General features: G+C 67.8%; 20 protein-coding genes and 1 tRNA gene. 6 read left to right on the top strand and 15 right to left on the bottom strand.

Annotation, left to right across the window (positions count from 1 at the left end; genetic code table 11):
* Window positions 1-355: 355 nt before the first annotated feature.
* From pepQ to rph, 7 genes are all read right to left on the bottom strand, one after another.
* Window positions 356-1,687: a Xaa-Pro dipeptidase gene (gene pepQ / locus AB1281_RS15915; RefSeq protein ID WP_430346368.1), complete on the bottom strand. Its 1,332-nt coding sequence runs from the start codon at window positions 1,685-1,687 to the stop codon at window positions 356-358.
* Between the two features lie 75 nt (window positions 1,688-1,762).
* Window positions 1,763-2,137: a PilZ domain-containing protein gene (locus AB1281_RS15910; RefSeq protein WP_014038349.1), complete on the bottom strand. Its 375-nt coding sequence runs from the start codon at window positions 2,135-2,137 to the stop codon at window positions 1,763-1,765.
* Complete coding sequence (locus tag AB1281_RS15905) at window positions 2,134-4,413, bottom strand: DUF1631 family protein (RefSeq protein WP_430346367.1); 2,280 nt, start codon at window positions 4,411-4,413, stop codon at window positions 2,134-2,136. Before AB1281_RS15905 ends, AB1281_RS15910 begins: the two co-directional genes overlap by 4 nt.
* 201 nt (window positions 4,414-4,614) lie before the next feature.
* Window positions 4,615-5,841, bottom strand: a complete 1,227-nt coding sequence (gene hemW, locus AB1281_RS15900; protein WP_164115852.1) for a radical SAM family heme chaperone HemW — start codon at window positions 5,839-5,841, stop codon at window positions 4,615-4,617.
* Window positions 5,842-5,897: 56 nt separating this feature from the next.
* Window positions 5,898-6,494: an RdgB/HAM1 family non-canonical purine NTP pyrophosphatase gene (rdgB, locus tag AB1281_RS15895; RefSeq protein ID WP_197587771.1), complete on the bottom strand. Its 597-nt coding sequence runs from the start codon at window positions 6,492-6,494 to the stop codon at window positions 5,898-5,900.
* On the bottom strand, window positions 6,491-6,880 hold the full coding sequence (locus AB1281_RS15890; protein WP_049400723.1) for a VOC family protein: 390 nt from the start codon (window positions 6,878-6,880) through the stop codon (window positions 6,491-6,493). The genes rdgB and AB1281_RS15890 overlap by 4 nt, the downstream gene beginning before the upstream one ends.
* A complete protein-coding gene (rph, locus tag AB1281_RS15885; protein WP_012512000.1) occupies window positions 6,877-7,602 on the bottom strand; it encodes a ribonuclease PH in 726 nt (241 codons plus the stop codon). Before rph ends, AB1281_RS15890 begins: the two co-directional genes overlap by 4 nt.
* A 124-nt stretch (window positions 7,603-7,726) precedes the next feature.
* Between rph and AB1281_RS15880 the strand changes: the two genes are divergently transcribed.
* Window positions 7,727-8,587, top strand: a complete 861-nt coding sequence (locus AB1281_RS15880) for a YicC/YloC family endoribonuclease (protein WP_019661992.1) — start codon at window positions 7,727-7,729, stop codon at window positions 8,585-8,587.
* A 57-nt stretch (window positions 8,588-8,644) separates the two neighbouring features.
* Here AB1281_RS15880 and selD read toward each other — a convergent pair whose 3' ends face one another.
* The 8 genes from selD to fdnG form a co-directional block, all read right to left on the bottom strand.
* Window positions 8,645-9,724 carry a selenide, water dikinase SelD gene (gene selD, locus AB1281_RS15875; protein WP_430346366.1) on the bottom strand — a complete coding sequence of 360 codons (1,080 nt, stop codon included), beginning with the start codon at window positions 9,722-9,724 and terminating at the stop codon, window positions 8,645-8,647.
* Window positions 9,725-9,750: 26 nt separating this feature from the next.
* Window positions 9,751-9,846, bottom strand: a tRNA-Sec gene (locus tag AB1281_RS15870).
* Window positions 9,847-9,870: 24 nt separating this feature from the next.
* Window positions 9,871-11,802 (bottom strand): selenocysteine-specific translation elongation factor, encoded by a 1,932-nt coding sequence (selB, locus tag AB1281_RS15865; RefSeq protein ID WP_430346365.1) that lies wholly within the window; start codon window positions 11,800-11,802, stop codon window positions 9,871-9,873.
* Window positions 11,799-13,223: an L-seryl-tRNA(Sec) selenium transferase gene (selA, locus tag AB1281_RS15860; RefSeq protein ID WP_430346364.1), complete on the bottom strand. Its 1,425-nt coding sequence runs from the start codon at window positions 13,221-13,223 to the stop codon at window positions 11,799-11,801. Before selA ends, selB begins: the two co-directional genes overlap by 4 nt.
* A 4-nt stretch (window positions 13,224-13,227) precedes the next feature.
* Window positions 13,228-14,211 carry a formate dehydrogenase accessory protein FdhE gene (fdhE, locus tag AB1281_RS15855; protein ID WP_430346363.1) on the bottom strand — a complete coding sequence of 328 codons (984 nt, stop codon included), beginning with the start codon at window positions 14,209-14,211 and terminating at the stop codon, window positions 13,228-13,230.
* Between the two features lie 347 nt (window positions 14,212-14,558).
* A complete protein-coding gene (locus tag AB1281_RS15850) occupies window positions 14,559-15,206 on the bottom strand; it encodes a formate dehydrogenase subunit gamma (protein WP_164119395.1) in 648 nt (215 codons plus the stop codon).
* On the bottom strand, window positions 15,203-16,117 hold the full coding sequence (gene fdxH, locus AB1281_RS15845) for a formate dehydrogenase subunit beta (protein ID WP_412704440.1): 915 nt from the start codon (window positions 16,115-16,117) through the stop codon (window positions 15,203-15,205). The genes AB1281_RS15850 and fdxH overlap by 4 nt, the downstream gene beginning before the upstream one ends.
* 10 nt (window positions 16,118-16,127) lie before the next feature.
* A complete protein-coding gene (fdnG, locus tag AB1281_RS15840; RefSeq protein ID WP_430346362.1) occupies window positions 16,128-19,196 on the bottom strand; it encodes a formate dehydrogenase-N subunit alpha in 3,069 nt (1,022 codons plus the stop codon).
* A gap of 290 nt (window positions 19,197-19,486) precedes the next feature.
* Here fdnG and gmk point away from each other — a divergent pair, with 290 nt between their 5' ends.
* The 5 genes from gmk to recG all read left to right on the top strand — a co-directional run bounded on the left by gmk (window position 19,487) and on the right by recG (window position 25,479).
* Window positions 19,487-20,152: a guanylate kinase gene (gmk, locus tag AB1281_RS15835; RefSeq protein ID WP_014038334.1), complete on the top strand. Its 666-nt coding sequence runs from the start codon at window positions 19,487-19,489 to the stop codon at window positions 20,150-20,152.
* 110 nt (window positions 20,153-20,262) lie between these two features.
* Complete coding sequence (gene rpoZ / locus AB1281_RS15830) at window positions 20,263-20,562, top strand: DNA-directed RNA polymerase subunit omega (RefSeq protein WP_005410877.1); 300 nt, start codon at window positions 20,263-20,265, stop codon at window positions 20,560-20,562.
* Window positions 20,563-20,668: 106 nt separating this feature from the next.
* Window positions 20,669-22,831 carry a RelA/SpoT family protein gene (locus AB1281_RS15825; RefSeq protein WP_075676355.1) on the top strand — a complete coding sequence of 721 codons (2,163 nt, stop codon included), beginning with the start codon at window positions 20,669-20,671 and terminating at the stop codon, window positions 22,829-22,831.
* A 142-nt stretch (window positions 22,832-22,973) separates the two neighbouring features.
* Entirely contained in the window at window positions 22,974-23,360 is a 387-nt protein-coding gene (locus tag AB1281_RS15820) for a RidA family protein (protein WP_005410875.1), read from the top strand.
* Between the two features lie 7 nt (window positions 23,361-23,367).
* Entirely contained in the window at window positions 23,368-25,479 is a 2,112-nt protein-coding gene (gene recG, locus AB1281_RS15815; protein ID WP_430346361.1) for an ATP-dependent DNA helicase RecG, read from the top strand.
* Window positions 25,480-25,514 lie beyond the last annotated feature (35 nt).

The following is a 25,514-nucleotide window of genomic DNA, read 5'->3' as shown; positions in this document are numbered from 1 at the left end:
GTTGGTGGGTGCCGACCGTTGGTCGGCACATCTGTCAGATATCGAATGAATCATCCACGCATGGCGTGGATCTACTGGCGACTGCGGCCGTTGGAATGCGCGACTGTTGGTAGGTGTCGACCTTGGTCGACACAGAGCGAGCGCAGCGAGCGACCCGCTTTTGCTTTTCCTTTTTCTTTTCCGTGGTTGGACGCGTGCAGGAAACTGTCAAAGGTGGGGCGGGTGGGCCATGCAGGGGCGTTGGCGCCATGGATGGCGCCATCGAGCTTACAGGGACGTACTTGCAGCGTCCCCTGCATGGCCCACCCGCACCGCCAAGCGCGGCTTTTGCTCTAAGCGCCCAACCACGAGGGGCTCAGCCGTTCGCCGCCGCAAACTCCGGCCGCGTCAGGTTGTCCGCTTCGCCCTCGGTGCACAGCACTTCGTCTTCGATGCGGATACCGCCATACGGACGGAAGAAGTCCACGCGGTCCCAGTTGATCGCATCGCCATGGCCGGCGTCCTTCACTTCGTTCAACAGCATGTCGATGAAGTACAGGCCCGGTTCGATGGTCACCACCATGCCCGGTTCCAGTACGCGGGTCAGGCGCAGGTACGGATGGCCCGCCGGGCGCTCGATGCGGCCGCCTTCGTCGCTGGCCGCGAAGCCGGCCACGTCGTGCACCTGCAGGCCGATCAGATGGCCGATGCCGTGCGGGAAGAACGCGGCGCTGACGCCGGTCTCCACTGCGGTCTGCGGCGACACCTTGATCACGCCGAAGTCCTTCAGCACGCCCATCAGCGAAAGATGCGCGTCCACGTGCAGCTGCTTGTAGTCGAAGCCCGGGCGCACCGCCGCGCACATCTGCTGCTGGGCGGCGTCGACGGCGGCGATCATCGCAGCGAATTCGTCGTGGCCCTGCGCGGCGTAGGTACGGGTGATGTCGCTGGCATAGCCGTGCGCGCTTGCGCCGGCATCGATCAGGAAGCTGCGCAGCGGCTGCGGTGCCTTGCGGCCCAGCTCGGTGTAATGCAGCACGGCGGCATGTTCATTCAGTGCCACGATGTTGCCGTAGGGCAGCTCGTTGGCGTCCTGGCCCACCGCCTGGCAGTACGCCATGTGGATGCTGAACTCGTCGGCGCCGTTGCGGAACGCGGCTTCGGCGGCGCGGTGGCCGCGCACGCCCAGCACCTGCGCCTGGCGCATCAGCGCGATTTCATACGGCGTCTTGCTGCCGCGGTGCCATTCCAGGTAATTCACCACCGCCGCCGGGTTGTTGGGCACGTAGTTGCCCAGCGCGCTCTGCGGCTCGCCGAGAATCGCGCAGCGCGACGGATCGGCCGGCAGCAGGGCCAGCGCGTCTTCGGGCTTGCGGATGATGTGGATGTCGAAGTGCTCCACCCACCAGCCGCTCGGCGCATCCGGCACCACGTGCCAGTAGTCGAAGGGCTGGTGGAAGATCACCGCCGGGCGCTTGCCGGGGGTGAACACGATCCAGCTGTTGGGCACCCGGGTCAGCGGCAGCCAGGCCTTGAACTGCGGATTGACCGCGTACGGGTAGTCGCGATCGTCGAACACCTGGTAATGCAGGGTGCCACTGGGCACCACCAGGTGATCGAAGCCGCCGCGGGCCAGCGCCTGTTCGGCACGTCGGCACAGCACGGCCAGGTGGTCGGGATACAGGGCGCCGGGGTCTTGCTGGATCATTGCGGTGGCTCGACACGGAAAACGGCCCTAGATTCTGCCGCATACCGGGAAAAACCGCTGTGCTGGAACCGGCACTCAGGCCGTCGAAACCGGTCCCTCGTCGCTGTCTTCGCCTACCCACTGGCGCAGCAGCTGCCGATGCTCGCGTGACAGGGTGAGGAAACGGAAGCCGGTCCAGCTCTGGCCCGGCGCATGCGCCGGTTCGCTCCACAGCAGGTGCACGCCCACATCGATGGCCTCGTGGCGACCGTCGCCCATCGGCAACGGGAAGCGGAACTGGTACAGCGCATCCTCGCGCAGCGGCGTGCTGGCCAGCATCAGCATGCCGGTCTCGGAGACATTGCCGAGCCGGCCCACCACGCTTTCGCGCATCTGGTCGGTGACCGGCACCAGGTCCGAGACCTGGCGGCGCGGCGCGCGGCGGGTGTCCTGCGGCGGTTGCGTGTTCAAGCGGACGTCTCCTTGGAACGGCCGCCGGCCAGCGCACGCAGCGCGCCGAGGCTGGCCTGCCATGCGCGATCGACCAGCCGGCCCTTGTCTTCGGTGACCAGCTGCGCGCGTCCGGCGCTGATCTGCCGGGCCAGCGTATCGAGGTCGGTATCGGCGATCTTCTGCCCTCGCGGATTGACGAACAGGGCGTGGCCGGTCAGCAGGCTGTACCAGGACAGGCGCTGCCGGCGCAGGGTGCCGTCACCGCTGTCGATGTCGAACCAGCTGCCAAAGGGCAGGGTGGCCAGCTGCTGGTAGGCGGCCTCTTCGGCGCTGCTACGCGGTGCGGGCGGGGCATTGCCGCTGCCGCTGGCGGCATGTTCGCCCAACCGTGCACGCGCCTTCAGCCGTGCACTGAGTTCAGTGCGCGAGGTGCTTTCGTCCTCGCCACCGGGCGTGGCCAGGCGGCGGGCAACGGCGGCTGCTTCTTCGGCGTGATAGCCGACCTGCACGAGCGCGGACTCGACATCGCTGGCCAGCGATGCATCGGTACCGCCGGGCGCATCGACCGCCTGCGCGGTTACCGCAGCGATGCGTTCGGTCTGGTGCAGGCGCTCCTGCCACTGTGGTGAATCGTCGCCATGGCGCAGGCGGGTGAGGGTGAGTGCATCGGCCCAGGCCTGGCGCAGCAGGGTCTGCACGAAGCGCGGCGGTTCCTGTGCGTCGCAGCACTGGTCGATCTGTGCATTGGCCTGGCGACGCGCCAGTTCCAGCCGTTCCTTGCCACGCGCGGCCTCGACATGGCGGCGCTCGGCCAGCTCGGCGCGATGGGCCGCCGCGCGCTGGTGCTGCTGCACGTCTTCGTTGGCGGTGGCGAAGGCTTCGGGCGAGCGCGCATCCTGGCCGAGCAGGCCCTGCACGCTCTGCGCCATGCGCTGCAGCAGCTGGGGGTCCACATCATCGTCGCCCAGCCAGTTGGCGCCGACTTCGGCAATCTGGTTGAGCAGTTCGCGTGCAGGGTGTTCGTCGCGCACGAAGAAGCCGGGGTCGGCCATCGCCGCGCGCGCCAGCGGTACCTGCAGGCGCGCCAGCAGGGCGGCCGGCACCGGGTCGGGGCGCTGCTGTTGCTGCACCTGCTGCATCAGCATGCGCAGCAGGTCGAGGTTGTCGCGGTCGTGGCTGCCCAACTGGGCCTGCGCGCCGTGCTCGCTGCGCAGCTGGGCGACTACCGCAGCCTGCAGGTCGGCGACGCCGGTGGCCGCGCTGGACTGGGCCTGCAGCCGCGCGAGGACCGCATCGACGGCCGCACTGGGCACGGCAGCGGCATCTGCGGGGGGGGCCGTGGCGTGGCGCGCCTGTTGCAGCAGCTCATGCAGCGCACTGCCGGTGGACGTGGTCACGCCCGGGGCTGTGGCACCCGGGGCGACCGCATCATTGAAGGCGTCCTGCACCAGGTTCGACCAGGAACCGGCCGGAGCGGAGCCGTTCCAGCCGGTCAACGGCGCGGCGGCACGCTTGGCAGGCTGGGTTGTGCGGCCGCCGCCCACCGACTGGGTGATGATCCGCCGGGTGCTCGACGAGCGCGCCAGGTACGGGGTGTAGACCAGCCCCGGCAGCACGCCGTGCTGGGCCAGCAGCGCATTGGCGCGGTCCAGCACATCGCCCAGGCGCTCCAGCACCTGCCGCTCGAAGCTGCGGTACAGCGCAAGCTGCACCTCCACGCCGAGTGCGTCCTGTTCGGCGATCCGGCGCACCATCGCGCACAGGGCCTGCGGTGCCAGTGGCAGGGTGTCGGCCTCGAACGCCGGCGCCGCCGCGAGCACGCCCAGGCGCTGGCCCAGCAGGTTCAGCGTGTTGGTCGAGCGCAGCGTCTCGCGCCGGATCATTTCGGTCAGCAGCAGGTCGCGATCCACCTCATGCTCATCGACCAGCGACAGGCCGAGCATGCCCGGCAGCGGCGGCGGCGAAGCATGGGCCGCCGCCGTGGTGGACGGCGCACGCAGGCCCACCAGCGCCTCGGCCACGGCATCGAGCATGCGGTCGGCGAAGTGGCCGGCGAAGGCATGCAGCTGGCCACGCTGGGCCATCAGGTCCGCCTGCTGCATCGGATTGCGTGCGCGGTCGGCGTCGTGCAGCAGCGTCTGCTCCAGCGCTTCGACGGTCAGGATCAGGGGCGCGGCCAGCGTTTGCCGGCACAGGCCGATCAACGCACCCAGCAGCTCACGCACCCGCGGTGGCAGGTCGCTGGCGGCCAGGCGGGCTTTGTCGGCAGAGGTGATGGAAAAGACAGCTGACATCGGCGAGCGGTACCCGGATTCCCGCGGATCGATCCTGTGAATCTACCGTGTCGGCCGCAGTCGGCGCTACTTTAGGGTGAACGTGTCTCACCTTCGCTGGGCAGCGCCGACGGATGAACGGTAGTGCCCGCCGCTGGCCGGCAGCGCTGTCTTCACCGGAGTGCCGGCCAGCGGCCGGCACTACCGGCTACGGCGGAAGCCTTATTCCTCCAGGAACAGGCTCACCACATCGTTGGTGAAACGGCGGCCCAGCTCGGTCGGCTGCACATGGCCATCCGTCACGTCCAGCCAGCCGCGCTGAACGGCCTCGGCCAGGGGGGCATCCAGCACGCTGCGTGGCAGCCCGGTACGCGACTCGAAATCGCGCAGGCCGAAACCTTCGTGCAGGCGCAGCAGGTTGAGCATGTACTCGAACGGCAGGCGCTCGGGCGCGATCACATCGTCACCACCGAACGAGGCCGGGGTGCCCGCGCTGTCCAGGTAAGCCTGCGGATGCTTCAGCTTCCAGCGACGCAGCACGTGTTCTTCGGCACCCGAGCTGATCTTGCCGTGCGCGCCGGCACCGATGCCCAGGTAGTCGCCGAAACGCCAGTAGTTCAGGTTGTGCGCGCTCTGCCGGCCGGGGCGTGCGTAGGCGCTGACCTCGTACTGGCCGAAGCCGGCCTGTGCCAGCAGTGCCTGGCAGTGTTCCTGCATGTCCCAGGCGTTGTCTTCATCGGGAATACCCTGCGGCGGCCGCGCGAAGAACACCGTGTTCGGTTCCAGGGTCAGCTGGTAGTGCGAGATATGCGCCGGCTGCAGCGCGAACGCACGTTCCAGATCGGCCTCGGCGCCGGCCAGGGTCTGTTCCGGCAGCGCGTACATCAGGTCGATGTTGAAGTTGTCATAGCCCGCGTCCTGCGCCATCTTCACCGCGCGCTCGGCTTCGCCACTGTCGTGGATGCGGCCCAGGCGCTTGAGCATGGCGTCGTCGAAACTCTGGATGCCGAAGCTGAGGCGGTTCACGCCGGCCGCGCGGTAGCGGTCGAAACGGCCATGCTCGGCGGTACCCGGGTTGGTTTCCAGGGTGATTTCGGCGTTGGGCGCGAAGCGCAGGCGCGCGCTGGCCTGCTGCAGGAAGCGGTCGATCGCTTCCGGAGGGAACAGGCTGGGCGTGCCGCCACCGAAGAACACGCTGTGCACCACCCGGCCCCAGACCAGCGGCAGGTCCTGGTCGAGGTCGCGCAGCAGGGCATCGATGTAGGCATCGAACGGCAGTTCGCCCTTGGCCTGGTGCGAATTGAAATCGCAGTACGGGCACTTGCGCACGCACCACGGCAGGTGCACGTACAGCGACAGCGGTGGTGGCACGAGCCGCGGCGGGGTGTCGTGGTCAGCGGAGCAGGCTTCGCCGGGCAGGTGGTTGCAGTGGTCGTGGGCGTGCGGCATGGGCTTCATCGGTAGTGCCGGCCGCTGGCCGGCTTCCCTGGTTCGATCGGGTGGCGTCAGTACAGCGTCGCCAGCTGCTGCTTGAGCTGTTGCAGGGCAATGGCACGGTGGCTGATGGCGTTTTTCAGGGCCGGCTCCATCTCCGCGGCAGTCAGGCCGTGGGTGGTGTCCAGGAACACCGGGTTGTAGCCGAAACCATTCGTGCCACGCAGTTCGCGGATGATCCGCCCTTCCCAGCGACCTTCGCAGATCAGCGGCTGCGGATCGGTGGCGTGGCGCAGCAGCACGATCACCGCATAGAAGCGGGCGCCGCGCTGGCCATCGGGAATGTCGGCCATCGCCTCCAGCAGCTTGGCATTGTTGGCTGCGGCGTTGGTCGGGTGGCCGGCATAACGCGCGCTGTACAGGCCCGGCGCACCGCCGAGGGCATCGACGATCAGGCCCGAATCATCGGCCAGCGCCGGCAGGCCGGTCGCTTCGCAGGCCGCGCGCGCCTTCAGCAGCGCGTTCTCGACGAAGGTCAGGCCGGTCTCTTCCACGTCGCCCAGGCCCAGCTCGGCGGCCGACGTGATCTGCAGCGGCAGGTCGGCGAGGATCTCCTGCATCTCCACCAGCTTGCCGGCGTTGTGGCTGGCCAGTACCAGTTTCTTCATTGACGGGGCTCCAGCAGGTCCCAGGTGTTGCCATACAGATCGCGGAACACCGCGACCGTTGCATAGGGTTCTTCGCGCGGCGCTTCCAGGAACTCGACCCCGGCGGCCAGCATCGCCGTGTGGTCGCGGTGGAAGTCGTCGGTGTTGAGGAAGAAGGCGACGCGGCCACCGGTCTGGTTGCCGATGCGGCTGCGCTGTTCCTCATCGCTGGCACGGGCCAGCAGCAGGGCGGCAGCGCTGCCGTCGGTCGGCCCCACCACCACCCAGCGCTTGTGGCCCTGGTCGATGTCCTCCAGCAGTGCGAAGCCGAGCTTGCCGGTGTACCAGGCAATGGCTTCGTCATAGTCGGCCACCACCAGGGTGGTCAGGGCGATGCGGCGGTTCATGCCGACAGCGCCGCCTGCTGTGCGTCCAGCAGCTCGCGCACGCCCTTTTCAGCCAGGCCCAGCAGCGCGTCCAGCTCGTCGCGACGGAAGGCATGGCCTTCGGCGGTGCCCTGCAGTTCGATGAAGCCACCGCCGTCGTTCATCACCACGTTCATGTCGGTGTCGCAGTCGCTGTCTTCGGCGTAGTCCAGGTCCAGCACCGGGGTGCCGCGGTACACGCCCACCGACACCGCTGCCACTGCGCCCAGGATCGGGTTGCGCTTGATGTCGCCACGCTTCATCAGCACGTTCACCGCATCGACCAGGGCCACATAGGCGCCGGTGATGGCAGCGGTGCGGGTGCCACCGTCGGCCTGCAGCACGTCGCAGTCGAGGGTGATGGTGCGCTCGCCCAGCGCATTGCGGTCCACGCAGGCACGCAGGCTGCGGCCGATCAGACGCTGGATCTCCAGCGTGCGGCCGCCCTGCTTGCCACGGGCCGCTTCGCGGTCGCTGCGGGTGTGGGTGGCGCGCGGCAGCATGCCGTACTCGGCGGTCACCCAGCCTTCGCCCTTGCCGCGCAGGAAGCCCGGCACGCGGTTCTCGACGCTGGCGGTGCACAGCACGCGGGTTTCACCGAAGCAGACCAGTACCGAACCTTCGGCGTGGCGGGTGAAGCCGCGTTGGATGACGACCGGGCGGAGCTGGTCGGGCTGGCGGCCGCTGGGGCGGGAATCGGACATGGTGCGGGTTCCGTAATGGCGAGGGAGTACGCCGCCACGCCCGCGGCCTTCACGGGGCGGACAAGGGGGCTCTGGTGAGGGCGCTAGGGTACCATTCCCCCTTTGCACGCACCGGACACAATCCATGATTCGAAGCATGACCGCCTACGCCGGCGGCGAGCGGGTCACCCCGTGGGGCACGCTGGGCTGCGAGCTGCGCTCGGTCAACCACCGCTTCCTGGAGGTCGGCACCCGCCTGCCCGAGGAACTGCGGGCGCTCGAGCCACAGCTGCGCGAGCGTATCGCCGCGCGCCTGAGCCGCGGCAAGCTGGATCTGGTGATGCGCCTGCGCGCGCCGGAAGCGGCCGCCAACCTGCAGGTGGACGAGGCCCTGCTGGGCCAGCTGGGCCGCCTGGCCCACCGCCTGACCTCCGATTTCCCCAACCTGCAGGTCAGCTTCACCGATCTGCTGCAGTTGCCGGGCGTGACCCGCGGCGAGGCCACGGATGCCGCCGCCCTGCAGGTCGAGGCGTTGGCCCTGCTGGACCAAGTACTGGACGGCTTCGTCGAGGCCCGTGAGCGCGAAGGCGGCAAGTTGTCGGCTGCCATCAGCGAACGCGTGGACGGCATCGAACGCATCGCTACCGAAGTGCGCACCTTGATTCCGGCCATTCGCGACGGCCAGCGCGCCAAGCTGGCCGCACGCCTGGCTGACCTGCCGCACCCGGTCGACCCCGGCCGCGCCGAGCAGGAGCTGGTGCTGTGGCTGCAGAAGCTGGACGTGGATGAAGAACTGGACCGCCTCGGCAGCCACATCGTCGAGATCCGCCGCGTGCTCAAGCAGCGCGAGCCGGTCGGCCGCCGCCTGGACTTCCTGCTGCAGGAGTTCAACCGCGAAGCCAATACGCTGGGGTCGAAGTCGGTGGACAGCCGTACGTCCAATGCCGCGGTTGAGCTGAAGGTGCTGATCGACCAGATCCGCGAACAGGTGCAGAACATCGAGTGATGTTGCATCCAGCGATACAGCAGGGGCGCCTTCGGGCGCCCTTGTCGTTTCAGTGCATCAGCGCACGTTGACGCCCGCCGCTCCCTCGCCCAAGCGCCCCACCACGGCGGCCTGGCCGAATCCGGCATCATGGAAGCAGGCCAGCACCGCATCCACTGCCTCCGGGGCACAGGACACCAGCAGGCCGCCGCTGGTCTGCGGGTCGGTCAGCAGTGGCTGCCAGTGGGCGGCCAAGCCCTCGGCGAAGCGCACCTCGGTGCCATACGAGGCCCAGTTGCGGTTGGAGGCGCCAGTCACGCAGCCGCGTTGCAGCAGGTCCAGGGTCTGCGGCAGCAGCGGCACCTGTGCACTGTCCACTTCGGCGGCGACGCCGCTGGCACGGCACACTTCCAGCAGGTGGCCGAGCAGGCCGAAGCCGGTGACGTCGGTCATGGCATGCACGCCGTCCAGCGCGGCCAGCGGCACGCCTACGCTGTTCAGGCGGGTGGTCGACTCGATCATCTGCCGGTAGCCCTCGGCATCCAGCACTTCTTTCTTCAGCGCCGACGAATACACGCCCACGCCCAACGGCTTGCCCAGCACCAGCACATCGCCGGCGCGGGCATCGGCATTGCGCTTGAGCCGCTGCGGATCGAGCACGCCGATCGCGGCCAGGCCGTAGATGGGTTCCACCGAGTCAATGCTGTGGCCACCGGCCACCACGATGCCGGCATCGGCGCAGGCGCGTTCGCCACCCTGCAGGATGCCGCGGATGGTGTCCTGCGGCAGGCTGTTGATCGGCATGCCGACGATGGCCAGTGCGAACAGTGGCCGGGCACCCATCGCGTACAGATCCGACAAGGCATTGGTGGCGGCGATGCGGCCGAAGTCGAACGGGTCGTCGACGATCGGCATGAAGAAATCGGTGGTGGCGACGATCGCCTGTCGGTCATCGAGGCGGTACACCGCCGCGTCGTCGCTGGTCTCACGGCCGACCAGCAGCTCAGCCGGTGCCGGAAGCGCTGGAGCGCCGCGCAGCAGTTCGGACAGCACGCCCGGGGCGATCTTGCAGCCGCAGCCGCCACCGTGGGCCAGCGAGGTCAGTCGTTGCGGGGCATCGGCCGTTGAAGGAGCGGGGGACTGCGCGTGCGTGGCCATGCCGACATCTCCTGCGGAAACACGAATGGCGGAAGGCAGCAGGAGTCGAACCTACCAGGGAACGATCGACGCCCCCTACTGGGTTTGAAGCCCAGCCGCATGCCCGGATGCGCATGCCTTCCGAAAGTACGGCGGTACCGGTGGGCTCAGTCGCGGGCTGCGTTCCACTGCAGGTCGCCGCGCGGCCGATGCTGGTCACCGACGCGTCGAGTGTAGCCAACGCGATTGAAGAACTCCAAGATCTGGATGCTGCGTTTGCGGCCCAGGCCGATGGCATCGCGGAAGGCCGCCGCGTCCACCGTGCCGGTGGCCTGTGACAGCTGCGCGACGATCGCGGCCAGCTCGGTGATGCGGGCCGGTGCATAGAACAGGTCCGGTACCACCTGGAATAGATCGCCGCGCGCTGCGGCCCGGCGCAGGACCGCCCGGACATCCTCCTCGGCCAGGCCGATATCGGCGGCCAGGGTGCGCACCCACGGCGGATCGAAACCACCGGCGTGCAGCTGCGGCAGCACACGTTCCAGCAGAAGACGTTCGCGCTCCGGTGGTGCATGGTTGTGACCGGGCAGGCGCCACCAGGCGCCCACGCGCTGCAGCGTGCCATCGGCCAGCAGGTCCTGCAGCAGGGCATTCCAGAGGCCCGCTGCAAGCGAGGGCAGGGTGCTGCGCTGCAGGCGGCCGCTGTCGACACCGGGTTCGTCCGGGCGTCGCTCGTGCCAGCCGCGCAGCGAGGCGATCACCTGCTCGCGCAATGCCTGCCAGTGCGAGGCGAGAATGATCACCGTGTCATCGCTGCTGACGATACGCTGTGCGTCTGCAGGCAGATCGATCTGGCCGGCGGCACGCCGGCAGTAGCGCTGCAACGCGGCCATCGGAATGCCGAAGGGAGCCTGCTGCAACAGCGGGCCGATTCCCGCACCCGCGGCCAGCTGCTCCAGCGCCCCAAGCCATGCGAGCCGTGCCGGGCTGCGCCGACGCCGCTGTGGCGGGTCCGGGTCGAGCACGACGCCACCGCCCAGCGTGTGGGTCGCGGCGGAATCGCGGGCGATGAAGCGATCACCACACATCGCACAGGCCGGCGTCTCGAACACCAGCTGCACGAGCTGCCCATTGCCGTGATCGTCGTCCTCCAGCAGAACCACATGGGCCTGCCGGTGCATCGTGCCCCAGTGGATGTGCAGGGGTGCCCAGTCGCGCAGTGGTGCCGCCCGTGCGGACAGCCGCAGGCGCACATCGATGCGGGTGGTGGCCAGCAGCGCGCGCGGGTCGGCGATCCAGTCGCCACGATGAATCTCGTCGCGGGCGATGGCGGCCAGGTTCAACGCACAGCGCTGCCCGGCCATGGCGTGTTCGCTGGGCTGGCTCTGCGCGTGGATGCTGCGCACGCGGACATCGGTGGCGGCGGGCATCAGTTGCAGGTGCTCGCCCACCGTGGCGACGCCGCCATGCACCGCGCCGGTCACCAATGTGCCGTGGCCCGCCAACGAGAACACGCGGTCCACCGGCATGCGGAACAGCTCGCTGCGCAGCGCGGCCTGGCGCGCGTTGGCATCGCCCGCGGCCCATGCGTGCAGGTGGGCGCGCAAGGCGTTGATGCCGGCGTCATTGGCTGAAGTGCTGTTGCAGGCGAATACGGGGGAATCCTGCAGCGGCGTCGCGGCCAGCAGTGCGGCGATCTCGATCTCGACCCGGGCGATGCGCGCGGCGTCCACGCGGTCGATCTTGGTCAGCGCCACCGCGCCGCGATCCACGCCCAGCAACTGCAGGATCGCCAGATGCTCGCGGGTCTGCGGCATCACGCCGTCGTCGGCGGCGACGACCAGCAGGGCGACATCGATGCCGGTGGCGCCGGCCACCATCGTGTGCACGAAGCGCTCATGGCCCGGCACGTCGACGAAGCCCAGCATCGCCTCGGCACTCCCGTCGCCCGTGCCTTCCACCGGGACATAGGCATAGCCCAGTTCGATGGAGATGCCGCGCGTACGTTCTTCCTGCAGGCGGTCGGTCTCGATGCCGGTCAGTGCCCGCACCAGGCTCGTCTTGCCATGGTCGATATGCCCGGCGGTGCCGACGATCATGCCTGCAGCGTGCTCCATTGGGCGAGGAAGTCCGCTTCGTCGGCCGGTTCCAGGCAGCGCAGGTCCAGCCACAGCGCGTCATCGGCGACGCGCCCCAGCACGGGTCGCGGCAGCTGGCGCAAGCGCTTGGCCAGGCGATCCAGTCCGCCACGGCGCGCGCTGGTAATGCGCAGCCCGGCACTGGCCAGCTGCGCCTGTGGCTGCGCACCGCTGCCGATCTGGCTGTGCATCGATGCCCGTTCAAGATCGTAGTCGGCCGCGAGCGCAGAACGCATCGGCTGCAGCAGGCGCTGGGCCTGCACATCAATGCCCTCCTGCGTGCGCGACAGGGTACGCAGGGTCGGCAGCCGTTGCGCCAGCAGCTCCGGTTCGCGGTACAGCGCCAGCACCGCTTCCAGCGCGGCCAGGCCCATCTTGTCCATGCGCAGTGCGCGCTTGAGCGGGTTGCGGTTGATCCGTGCGATCAGGTCGGCGCGACCGGCGATGATGCCGGCCTGTGGCCCGCCCAGCAGCTTGTCGCCACTGAATGAGACCAGGTCAGCGCCGGCCGCCAGTGTTTCCTGCACGGTCGGCCCGTGTGGCAGGCCGAACGTGGCCAGATCGCACAGGCTGCCGCTGCCCAGGTCCACCACCAGCGGCAGGCTGTGCTCGTGCGCGATGGCGGCCATTGCCGCCGTGTCGACCTTGGCGGTGAAGCCGGTGATCGCGTAGTTGCTGGCATGCACTTCCATCAGCAGCGCCGTGCGGGTGCCGATGGCGTGGGCGAAGTCGGCCGGGTGGGTGCGGTTGGTGGTGCCCACTTCCAGCAGCCGCGCGCCGGCACTGCGCATCACATCGGGAATACGGAAGGCACCGCCGATCTCCACCAGTTCGCCGCGCGACACCACCACCTCGCGGCGATTGGCCAGGCTGTTGAGCAGCAGCAGCACCGCCGCCGCATTGTTGTTGACCACGGTGGCGGCTTCAGCGCCGGTCAGCTCGCAGATCAATGCCTGCACCCGCGCATCGCGATCGCCGCGGCGGCCGCGGGTGATATCGAATTCCAGGTCAACCGGTGCGGTCATCGCGCGGGTGACGGCGTGCACAGCGGCATCGGGCAGCAATGCGCGGCCGAGGTTGGTGTGCAGCACGGTGCCGGTCAGGTTGAACATCGGTTGCAGGTCCAGCCGTGCATCGGCGGTGAGTGCGGCGTCGAGCGCCGCGACCAGTGCCGGGCCTTCAATGGCCTGGTGCAACTGCTCGGCCGAGAGCTGCGCGGCACTGATGCGTTCACGCAGCGCCTGCAGATGTACGCGCAACAACTGGGTGATGCGGCTGCGGCCGTGGCCCTCGATCAGTGCTGCCAAGGCAGGCAGGCGCAGCAACCGGTCCAGCGAGGGCAGGGCTGACACCGATGCCGGGGTGGGGGGCGTGGCTGTCATCGCCTCACTCGCCGTCGGACTGCCACAGCAGCGGATTCTGGCTGGCGCGTGCATACCCTTCCTCGCCCAGCAGCAGGTCCAGCGCCAGCGTGCCGAGGTCGTCGGCCACCGGTTCCAGTGACGGGTCCTTTTCCAGGTACAGGATCTTGCGGTAGCTGTGGCAGTGGTCGCAGGTTTCGGCACGTACCGCGCTCTCGCGCACGGCCTGACCGGTATCGCCGTCGGCATCAGCCAGGGCGCGATAGGCGATGTCCTTGCCGGCGGCACCACACTGGCTGCACTGCACGCGCACGTAGTGCCACTGGCAGGCGCACAGCGAGCACGACAGGTAGCGGTAGGACGCATAGGGCGGCCGGGCCTGCACCACACTGGCCACAGGCAACGTGCCGCACAGCGGGCACAGGCCCGGTGCATCGGCCAACGGTCTAAGGTCGGTGGGGCGGAAGCTGTCCGCCAGCACGGCCCAGTACACCTGCAGCGCGTTCATCACCAGCAGCGCAGCGACTGCGTCGACCGCGGGCGCGTCGTCGCGTTCCAGTACGGCGTGGGCCTGCGCATCCAACCAGGTGTCATTGGCGGCGGCGACGCGCAGCAGTTCCTGCCGCGTTTCCGCCGGCAGCCCCGTTTCGTCGGCGCAGTGCCGGCACAGCGTGCGCAGCCAGTCGCGCCAGCGCCCATCCAGATGAAGTGTGTTGGCCGGCCGCAACGGCATGCCGGCACTGGCGGCCGCACTCGACTGCTGCGCGCGCGCGTGGTCCTGCAGCGCCTCGCGTAGCTGCGGTGTCAGCTCCTCCACCAGCGCCTGCTGTGCATCGGCCAGCGCCGCCAGCAGCTGCAGGTAACCGCCGATGGCGCTGTGTGCCGCCAGACTGCGCAGCCGGTCCGCACGTGCGGCGAACAGCGACTCGGTATCGGGCAGGATGATGCGCGGAACATCGCGCGAGGCCAGCGTCTCGATCTCACCGGGTTCAAGGATGCGTTGCGCCATGCAGGGCCAGCCAGAAGAACCAGCCTCCATCCTCGCCGTTGTCAGCGCTGGCGTCCAGCGTGTTCCAGGCAAAGCAGTCGAGCATGGCTCGACTCTACAAAAACCGGATTCGGTTGTTGCCGTGTTCATCGTGTCAACCAAGGTCGACACCCACAAACAGTACCGGGGAACTGTCGAAGGCGGGGCACTGTGGGTTTGCGGGGTGTCCGCGGCATGGATGCCGCGGCCAAGCCCCCAGGGACGGGTTCACGGCGTCCCCGCAAATCCACAGTGCCCCGCCATCCCACGGATAGCCGCTGTTGCTGTTGCCTTGGCTTGAGGCGGGTGCAGGGCCGCAGGCCCTGCCGCTAACCCTGTTCCCGCCGCCCGCGCAGGATGTCCCGGAACCACTGCCGGTGATGCTTGTACGCCCACCCGTAGGTCACCTTGCCCTGGGTCATCGCCCGCACCGAGCCCTTGATCCAGATCGCCGCATAGATGTGCACCACGATCGCGCACACCAGCACCCAGCCGAACAACGCATGGGCGAGCACCGAGAAGCGGATCACCCCGATCGGGAAGAAGTGGCTGAAGTACTGCCGCCAGATCACGAAGCCGGTCAGCAGCAGCGCTGACAGGCAGCCAATGATCGCCCAGAACAGCAGTTTCTGGCCGGCATTGAAGCGGCCCACCGGCGGCAGCTTCTCATCCTCGTTGCGCAGTACATCGCGCATGCCGCGCATCCACGCACGATCGTCCGCGCTGAGGAAGTTGTCACGCCACATCCGCAGCGCCAGCAGTGCAAAGCCGATCACCATGGCCAGGCCGATGAACGGGTGCAGGATGCGCGTCCACGGTCCACCGCCAAACAACTGGGTCAGTGGGAACAGGGCCGGGTGGAACAGCGCCAACCCGGACAGCGCGGTCAGCACGAAGCAGATCGCCACGATCCAGTGGTTGATGCGGGTCGGTGCACGGTAGCGGATGATCTCGCGGGGGCGTGGGGCGCGGCTCATGACCGGTCCTCCTCGATCTTCTCGGCTTCACGCTCGGCGTGTTCTTCCTCTTCCTCGTTCACCGTGTTGCGGCCGATGCCGATGTAGTGCAGGAAGCCGGCGAAGGCGGTGGCGGCAATCGCAAGCACGCCCAGCGGCTTGGCAACGCCCTTCCAGACTTCCACCATCGGGCTGATACGCGGGTCCTTGGGCAGGTCGGCGTACAGCTCCGGCTTGTCCACGTGCTGCAGCACGTACATCACGTGGGTGCCGCCGACGCCCTGCGGGTCGTACAGGCCGGCGTTCTCGTAGCCACGCGATTTCAGGTCCTCCACGCGGCCGGCCGCGTGCTCGGTCATCGCCTGCTTGCTGCCGAAGGTGATCGCGCCGGTCGGGCAGGTCTTCACGCAGGCCGGTTCCTGGCCCACCGCCACCCGGTCCGAACACAACGTGCACTTGTAGGCCTTGTGGTCCTTCTTGGAAATGCGCGGCACATCGAACGGGCAACCGGTCACGCAGTAGCCGCAACCGATGCAGTTCTCTTCCTGGAAGTCGACGATGCCGTTGGCGTACTGGATGATCGCACCGGGCGACGGGCAGGCCTTCAGGCAGCCCGGGTCGCTGCAGTGCATGCAGCCTTCCTTGCGGATCAGCCACTCCAGCTTGCCCTTCTCGTCTTCGTACTCGCGGAACTTCATCACCGTCCACGACTGTTCGCTCAGGTCGGGCGGGTTGTCATAGCTGCCGACACAGCTGCCGACCTCGTCGCGCAGGTCGTTCCATTCCATGCAGGCGACCTGGCAGGCCTTGCAGCCGATGCACTTGCTCACATCGATCAGCTTGGCGACCTGGCCGGTGTGCGCGCCGCGCGCCTCCGGCGAGGGCGTGGTGGTGGCCGAGCGGCGGATGATGTCCAGGGATTGCAGTGACATGGCGTGTCTCCTACACCTTCTCGACCTTGACCAGGATGCACTTCGATTCGGGCGTCTGCGAGTTGCCGTCACCGATGGCGTTGGTCAGCGTATTGGCGATGTATCCGGGCTTGGCCGCACCCAGGAAGCCCCAGTGGATCGGCACCCCCACCTGGTGCACGGTTTTGCCATCGATCTGCAGGGCCTTGATGCGCTTGGTCACCATCGCCACCGCTTCGATATGCCCGCGCTTGGAGCTGACCCGCACGCGGCTGCCGTTGTTGATGCCCAGCTCGTCGGCCAACGCCGCGCCGATCTCGACGAACTGCTCGGGCTGGATGATGGCGTTCAACTTGCCGTGCTTGGTCCAGAAGTGGAAATGCTCGGTCAGGCGGTAGGTGGTGGCCACATGCGGGAACTCGTCCGGCGAGCCGATCTGTGCGCGATCGCTGGCGAACACGCGTGCCGCCGGGTTGTTCAGCGTCAGTGCCTGCCCTGGGCTGAGCGGATTGCTGCGCAGCGGGGTATCGAACGGTTCGTAATGCTCCGGGAACGGGCCCTCGGCCATGCCGGCCTTGGCGAAGAAGCGGGCGATGCCTTCCGGGTTCATGATGAACGGGCCCATGCCGCCGGCGGGATCTTCGTCGGCCTTGAAGTCCGGCACGTCCACGTTGCCCCAGTTCTTGCCGTTCCAGGCCAGCAGCGTGCGGCGCGGGTCGAACGGTTTGCCGGCCACGTCGCACGACGCGCGGTTGTACATCACGCGCCGGTTGGCCGGCCACGCCCAGGCCCAGCCCAGCGTGTTGCCGATGCCGGTGGGGTCGCTGTTGTCACGCCGCGCCATCATGTTGCCGGTCGGGCCCCAGGCGCCGATGTAGATCCAGCAGCCGGATGACGTGCTGCCGTCGTCGCGCAGGTCGCCGAATGCGGCCAGCTGCTCGCCAGCCTTGCGCACCAGCTTGGTCGGGTCCTTCGGATCGAACACGTCGGCCAGCGCCTTGCCGTTGTATTCCATCGCCAGTTCTTCCGGCGTCGGCAGTTCCGGGTTGGAATACTTCCAGGCCAGGTCGCGCACCGGCTCCCACCATGCACCGCCGTCCTTCTCGTACATCGCCTTGATGCGATGGAACAGCTCGGACATGATCTCGATGTCGCTGCGCGCCTCGCCCGGCGGATTGGCCCCCTTCCAGTGCCACTGCAGCCAGCGCGAGGAGTTCACCACCGCGCCGTTCTCCTCGGCGAAGGAGGTGGTCGGCAGGCGGAATACTTCGGTCTGGATCGTGCTCGGGTCGACGTCGTTCAGTGCGCCATGGTTCTGCCAGAAGGCAATCGTCTCGGTTTCCAGCGGGTCCATGCTGACCATGAACTTCAGCTTGGAGAACGCACTGATCAGCTTGCCCTTGTTCGGCGCCGAGGCCAGCGGGTTGAAGCCCTGGCAGATGTAGCCGTGGATCTTGCCCTCGTTCATCAGCTCGTACGCCTGCAGCATGTCGTACGGCTTGTCGAGCTTGGGCAGGTGGTCGAAGCACCAGTTGTTGTCCGCGGTGGCGGCGTCGCCCCACCACGACTTCATCAGGCTGACGTGGAACTTCGGGTAGTTCTGCCAGAACGACATCTGGTTGGCGCGCAGCGGCTTCTGCGTGCGCTTGGCGATGTAGGCGTCGTAGTCCTGCTCGTCCTGCTTCGGCAACGTCAGGTAGCCGGGCAGCAGGTCCGACATCAGGCCGATGTCGGTCAGGCCCTGGATGTTGGAATGCCCGCGCAGGGCGTTCATGCCACCACCGGCCACGCCGATGTTGCCCAGCAGCAGCTGCACCATGGTGCCGGCACGCACGTTCTGCGCACCGATCGAGTGCTGCGTCCAGCCCAGCGCGTACAGGATGGTCATCGCCTTGTCCTTGCCGGCGGTGGACGCGATCATCTCCCACACCTGGCGGATGCTGTCGGCCGGCGTGCCGCAGATGCGTTCGACCATCTCCACGGTGTAGCGCGCATAGTGCTGCTTGAGCAGGGTGTAGACGCAGCGTGGGTCCTTCAGCGTCGGGTCGCTGCGCACGAAGCCATCGTCACCGTACGCGTAGTCCCAGCTGGAGCGGTCGTAGCTGCGCTTCTCTTTGTTGTAGCCCGAATACAGGCCGTCCTTGAAGGCGAATTCGTCCTTCACCAGGAACGACATGTCGGTGTAGTTCAGCACGTACTCGTGCTGGATGCGGTCCTCGGTCAACAGGTAGTTGATCAGGCCGCCCAGGAACACGATGTCGGTGCCGGTACGGATCGGCGCGTACACGTCGGCCACCGCGGCCGAGCGGTTGAAGCGCGGATCGACCACGATCAGCCGGGCCTTGTTGTGTGCCTTGGCCTCGGTCACCCATTTGAACCCGCACGGGTGTGCCTCGGCGGCATTGCCACCCATGATCAGGATCAGGTCGGCATTCTTGATGTCGACCCAGTGATTCGTCATCGCACCACGGCCTAGCGTCGGGGCAAGACCTGCCACCGTCGGGCCGTGTCAGACACGTGCCTGGTTGTCGAATGCCAACATGCCAAGGGAGCGGACGACCTTGTGGGTCAGCACCGCGGTTTCATTGCTGGTGGCCGAGGCGGCCAGCATGCCGGTGGTCAGCCAGCGGTTGACCGTCTGCCCGGCCTCGTTCTTCTGCACGAAGTTGGCATCGCGGTCTTCCTTCATCAGCCGCGCGATGCGGTCCAGCGCATCGTCCCAGCTCAGCCGCTTCCACTCGTTCGAGCCCGGTGCCCGGTACTCGGGGTAGAGCAGGCGCGACTTGCTGTGGATGATGTCGGCCAGGCCGGCACCCTTCGGGCACAGCGTGCCGCGGTTGACCGGGTGGTCCGGGTCGCCCTCGATGTGGAAGATGCTCGGCTCGGCGTTCTTGGCACCGTCGCCGAGGCTGTACATCAGGATGCCGCAGGCCACCGAACAGTACGTACAGGTGTTGCGGGTCTCGGTCGCGCGGGTCAGCTTGTACTGCCTGACCTCCGCGAGCGCGATGCCGGGCGCGAAGCCCATCAATGCCAGGCTGGAGCCGACCAGGGTTGTCCCGGTCACTTTCAGGAACTGGCGGCGGCTCATCGATGGCATGCCGTTCTCCTGGGATGGCGGGGAGGCGCAGGCCTCCGGGCTGTCGTTGGGTACGGCCCGGTTATAGCACAGGCCCCCGGATGCTCATGTGGCACAAGGCCCGGCGCCTGCCGGACGGGCGCGCAACGGGGCCGCTCTGGTAAAGTTGCGTGCCCGCCCCCCGGGGAAGCGTCTGCCGGGCCTGGTTCCAGGATGTTCCGCGCAGCCCCCGCCGTCCTGGCGCGATCCTCCGCGCCGGATCTGGAACATCGAGGAAAAATTTTGCGAAATCAACCCGTTGGATCCCGCGCATGAGCGCCCCGTCGAAGCCGTCGGACGCCGTTGCGCGCGGCACGCTGTACATCGTTGCCGCCCCCTCCGGTGCCGGCAAGAGCAGCATCGTCAATGCCACCCTGGCGCGTGACCCGCAGATCGCCCTGTCGATCTCCTTCACATCGCGCGCGATGCGCCCGGGTGAGGTGAACGGCCAGCACTACCATTTCGTCTCTGCGGAGAAGTTCGAGGAAATGATCGCCGCCGGCGACTTCTTCGAGCATGCCTGGGTGCACGGCGACTGGAAGGGCACCGCCCGCCAGTCGGTGGAGCCGCAGCTGGCCGCCGGCCAGGACGTGCTGCTGGAGATCGACTGGCAGGGCGCGCAGCAGGTGCGCCAGCTGGTGCCGGGCACGGTCACCGTGTTCATCCTGCCGCCGTCCAAGCAGGCCCTGCAGGACCGCATGCGCAAGCGCGGCCAGGACAGCGAGGCGGTCATCGCCCAGCGCCTGGGCGCCGCCCGCGATGAAATGCTGCACTTCAACGAGTTCGACTACGTCATCGTCAACGAGGTGTTCGACACCGCGGTAGACGAGCTGTGCGCCATCTTCACCGCCAGCCGCCTGCGCCGGGAGGCCCAGAAGGTCCGCCACGCCGGCCTGATCCAGGCCCTGTTGACCCCCGATCCGGGCGCAACTGACTGATTCCAAAAGAATCGGGTAGGGGTTGGCTTGATTTTGTCCAGCCCCTGCCAGTACACTCCGTCCCCTTTCCCTCATTCGACTGAGCGGCCGACCGGTCGCCGGGAGCCCGTATGGCCCGCATCACCGTAGAAGATTGCCTGGAAGTCGTTAACAACCGTTTCGAACTGGTCATGATGGCTTCCAAGCGTGCCCGCCAGCTCGCCAACGGCGTGCAGGCCACGCTGGACAACAGCGAGACCGAGGACAAGCCGACCGTGCTGGCGCTGCGCGAAATCGCCGCCCGCAAGATCGACAACGCGCTGATCGACGAAGTCGAGAAGGCCGAGCGTGAGCGTGCCGAGCGCGAAGCGCTGGAGTGGGCCGCCGCGGAAGTGGTCGCCGACGAAGACATGTCCAAGAACGACGATTGATCGCATCGATCAACGTAATCGTTGGATGTGCCGAACAGCCCGCCCCGTGCGGGCTGTTTCGCATTCAGGATTTGCCGTAAACGTCGCGCTGGAATAGGCTGCGGGCATGAACCCAGGCCCCACTGCCAAGGTCGCCGCAGCCCCCACTGCCGCCGTACCCGACTACGTCCTCCAGCTTGAACGCGCCGCCCATTACCTGCCGCCGGAACAGCTGCCGCTGTTGCGCCGTGCCTGGGAAGTCGGAGCCGCCGCACACGCTGGGCAGACGCGCAAGTCGGGCGAGCCCTATATCACCCATCCGGTGGCCGTGGCCCAGGTGCTGGCCGAGCTCGGTCTGGACGTGGAAGCGCTGATCGCCGCGATCCTGCACGACACCATCGAAGACACCCCGCTGACCCGTGAGGCGCTGGCCGCCGAGTTCGGCGAAGCCGTGGCCGAACTGGTCGACGGCGTCACCAAGCTGGACAAGCTGAAGTTCCGCGACCGCCAGGAAGCGGCTGCCGAGAGCTTCCGCAAGATGCTGCTGGCGATGTCGCGCGACCTGCGCGTGATCATGATCAAGCTGGCCGACCGCCTGCACAACATGCGCACGCTGGGCGCGCAGAGCCGCGAAGCACGAGGCCGCATCGCCCGCGAAACGCTGGAGATCTACGCGCCCATTGCCCAGCGCCTGGGCATGAGCCTGGTCAAGAGCGAGCTGCAGAACCTCGGTTTCAAGGCGCTGTACCCGTGGCGCCACGCCATCATCGAAAAACACATCCGCAGCCAGCCGGTGGTGCGCCGCGAGGCGATGGCGCAGGTGGAAGTGCAGCTGTCACAGCGCCTGGCCAAGGAGGGGATCGAGCATCGGCTGATCAGCCGCATCAAGACCCCGTGGAGCATCTACAACAAGATGCGCGACGAGAACAAATCCTTCGACCAGGTGATGGATGTGTTCGGCTTCCGCCTGGTCGTGCGCAGCGTGCCCAGCTGCTACCACGCGCTGGGCTCGGTGCATGCCACCTTCAAGCCGCTGGATGGTCGCTTCCGCGACTTCATCGCCATTCCCAAGGCCAACGGTTACCAGTCGCTGCACACGGTGCTGTTCGGGCCGTATGGCTCGCCGATCGAAGTGCAGATCCGTACCGAGGAAATGGACCTGATCGCTGAACGCGGCGTGGCCGCGCACTGGACCTACAAGTTCGGTGGCGATTCACCCAACAGTGCACAGAGCCGCGCCCACGCCTGGATCGTCGAGCTGATCGACTCGCAGCGCGCCGCCGGTTCCTCGCTGGAATTCCTCGACAACGTCAAGGTCGACCTGTTCCCGGACGAGGTCTACCTGTTCACCCCGAAGGGCAAGATCCTGGCCCTGCCGCGCAACTCCACCGCGCTGGACTTCGCCTACGCCGTGCACACCGACGTCGGCAACATGGCGGTGGCTTCGCGCGTGGACAAGAAACTGGTGCCACTGCGCACCAAGCTGGTGTCGGGCCAGTCGGTGGAGATCATCACCGCGCGCTCGGCCACGCCGAAACCGCAGTGGCTGGAATTCGTGGTCACCAGCAAGGCACGCACCGCCATCCGCCACCAGCTCAAGCAGCTGGAGCACGAAGACGCCGTGCAGCTGGGCCACCGCATGCTCGACCGTGCGCTGGAAGCGATGGATTCGTCGCTGGAGCGCCTGCCGAAGGGGCGCCTGGATGCGTTCCTGGCCGAACACCGCTTCCCGCGCCTGGAGGCGCTGCTGGCCGAGGTCGCACTGGGCAACTGGATGCCGACCCAGGCCGCGCAGGCGCTGATGGCCTACGCCGAACTGCGTGGCGGCCCGCATTCGCGCCACCATTCGCAGGAAAAGATCCTGATCAACGGCAGCGAGCGTGGCGTGGTCACCTTCGCCGGCTGCTGCCAGCCGATTCCCGGCGACGAGATCATGGGCTACCACACCGCCGGCAAGGGCATCGTGGTGCACCGGATGGACTGCCCGAACCTGGCCGAGCTGCGCAAGTCGCCCGAGCGCTGGGTGCCGATCGGCTGGGACACTACCGTCTCCGGCGACTACGACACTTCGCTGGTGGTGGAAGTGGAAAACGGCACCGGCGTGCTGGCGCAGCTGGCCGCCGCCATCGCGCAGAGCCACTCCAACATCGAGCGCGTGGACTACCTGGACCGCGACTTCAACGCCGCCGTGCTGGCGTTCAACATCCAAGTACGCGACCGCAACCACCTGGCCGAAGTGATGCGCCGCCTGCGCCGCCTGTCGGTCGTGCAGTCGGTACGCCGCCAGTAGATCCACGCCATGCGTGGATGATGTCCCGCGGACACATGGGGTCGGATCCATTTCCCGCCGGGAAACGGATCCGACCCCAGCCGATACCGCCCCCACCCGGTACAATCACCGCTCTGTTTTCCCCCAAGCACCGGAGCGACCCATGTCCCGCCAGATCATCAACACCGAAAAGGCCCCCGCCGCCATCGGCCCGTACTCGCAGGCCGTGCGCGCCGGCAACACCGTGTACTTCTCCGGCCAGATCCCGCTCGACCCGGCCACCGGCGACATCGTCGGCGCCGGCGACGTCGAAGCACAGGCCCGCCGCGCCTTCGACAACCTCAAGGCCGTGGCCGAAGCCGCCGGCGGCTCGCTGGACAAGGTCGTGCGTCTGGGCCTGTACCTGACCGACCTGGGCGAGTTCGCCAAGGTCAACGCGGTCATGCAGGACTACTTCCAGGCCCCGTACCCGGCCCGTTCCACCATCGAAGTCTCCGGCCTGCCGAAGGGCGCCAACTTCGAGGTCGACGCGGTGATGGTCATCGACTGACCGCCACGTGGCACGCAAGGCGGCGGTCACCCCGGTCCTGTCACCGTCCGGCGAAGCATCCCTGGCGATGCTTGCGGGCGTGGGCCCGGCCGTGGCCGCCAAACTGCAGGCGCGTGGCCTGGCCACCCTGCAGGATCTCTGGCTTCATCTGCCGCTGCGCTATGAAGACCGGACCCGGCTGACCCGCATCGAAGACCTGCGCAACGGCGTGCCGGCGCAGGTGGAAGGGCGGGTGGTCGCGGTCGAACACGGCATGCGCTACCGGCCGATGCTGAAGGTCGCCGTGGAGGATGAAGGGCAGGGCACCCTGGTGCTGCGCTTCTTCCATTTCCGCCAGCAGCAGGTCGGCCAGTTCGCGGTCGGCAACCGGTTGCGCTGCTTCGGCACCCCCAAACCCGGCCATCTCGGCCTGGAAATCGTCCATCCCAGCTACCAGGTGCTGGGCCGCAACGACGATCCCGAACTCGGCGACCGCCTCGACCCGGTGTATCCCACCGTCGAAGGCGTTGGCCCGATGACGATGCGCAAGCTGATCGGCCAGGCCCTGGATCGCCTGCCCGAGGAAAGCACGCTGGAACTGCTGCCCAGCGGTTGGCTGGATGGCCTCGGCCTGCCGTCGCTGCGCAGCGCGTTGCTGACCGTGCACCGGCCGCCGCCGGATGCCGATCTGGTTGCCTTGGCAGCAGGCACCCACCCGGCGCAGCGTCGCCTGGCGATGGAAGAACTGCTGGCCCATCACCTCAGCCTGCGTCGCCAGCGCATTGCCTTGCAGGCGCACCACGCGCCGCCGCTGGCCGGCCCCGGCAAGCTGGCCAAGGCGCTGCTGAAGCAGCTGCCGTTCGCCCTGACCGGCGCACAGGCGCGCGTGTTCAAGCAGATCCGTGAAGACCTCGCGCGCCCCAGCCCGATGCTGCGGCTGGTGCAGGGCGACGTCGGTTCCGGCAAGACCGTGGTGGCCGCACTGGCGGCGATGCTGGCGGTGGAGCAGGGCAAGCAGGTCGCATTGGCCGCCCCCACCGAACTGCTGGCCGAGCAGCATCTCAACAACCTGCGCGGCTGGCTGGAACCGCTCGGCGTGCGTATCGCCTGGCTGGCCGGCAAGGTCACCGGCAAGGCGCGCGCCAAGGTGATGGAACAGGTCGCCAACGGCGAAGCGCAGGTGGTGGTCGGCACCCACGCGCTGATGCAGGAAGCGGTGGTGTTCCAGGATCTGGCCCTGGCCATCGTCGATGAGCAGCACCGCTTCGGCGTGCACCAGCGTCTGGCCCTGCGCGACAAGGGCGCGGGCGGCAACAGCGTGCCGCACCAGCTGGTGATGACCGCCACGCCGATTCCGCGCACGCTGGCGATGTCCGAATACGCCGACCTGGATGTCTCGGCCATCGACGAACTGCCGCCCGGCCGCACACCGGTGCAGACCGTGGCACTCAACAACGACCGCCGTCCCGAACTGATCGAGCGCATCGCGCTGGCCTGCCAGGAAGGGCGGCAGGTGTACTGGGTGTGCACGCTCATCGAGGAAAGCGAAGAGCTGGATGCCACCCCGGCACAGGCCACCTATGAGTCGCTGCAGGCACTGCTGCCCGGCGTGCGCGTCGGGTTGGTGCATGGCCGCCTGAAGGCCGCCGAGAAGCTGGCGACGATGGTGGCGTTCAAGGCCGGTGAGATCGACCTGCTGGTGGCGACCACCGTGATTGAAGTGGGCGTGGACGTACCGAATGCCTCGCTGATGGTGATCGAGAACGCCGAACGCCTCGGCCTGGCGCAGCTGCACCAGCTGCGTGGCCGCGTGGGCCGTGGTTCGGCCGTGTCGCGCTGCGTGCTGCTGTACCAGGCACCGCTCTCGCAGATGGCGCGCGAGCGCCTGCAGACCATGCGTGAAACCAACGATGGTTTCGTCATCGCCGAGAAGGATCTGGAGCTGCGTGGCCCCGGCGAACTGCTGGGCACCCGCCAGACCGGCCTGGCCGGTTTCCGCATTGCTGATCTCGCGCGCGACGCCGGCCTGCTGCCTGGCGTGCATGACCTGGCCGAGCGCCTGCTGGACCAGCAGCCCGCGTTGGCCGACCGCGTGGTGCAGCGCTGGATCGGCACCGCCGTGCGCTACGCCTCGGCGTAATGCCGCCTTGGTGGGTGTGGTCCTTGGTCCACACA

Origin of the sequence: Stenotrophomonas sp. NRRL B-14846 (assembly GCF_050473585.1) — a bacterium.
In the GTDB taxonomy this organism is placed as follows: domain Bacteria; phylum Pseudomonadota; class Gammaproteobacteria; order Xanthomonadales; family Xanthomonadaceae; genus Stenotrophomonas.
This window is presented reverse-complemented; position numbering and strand designations above follow the sequence as displayed.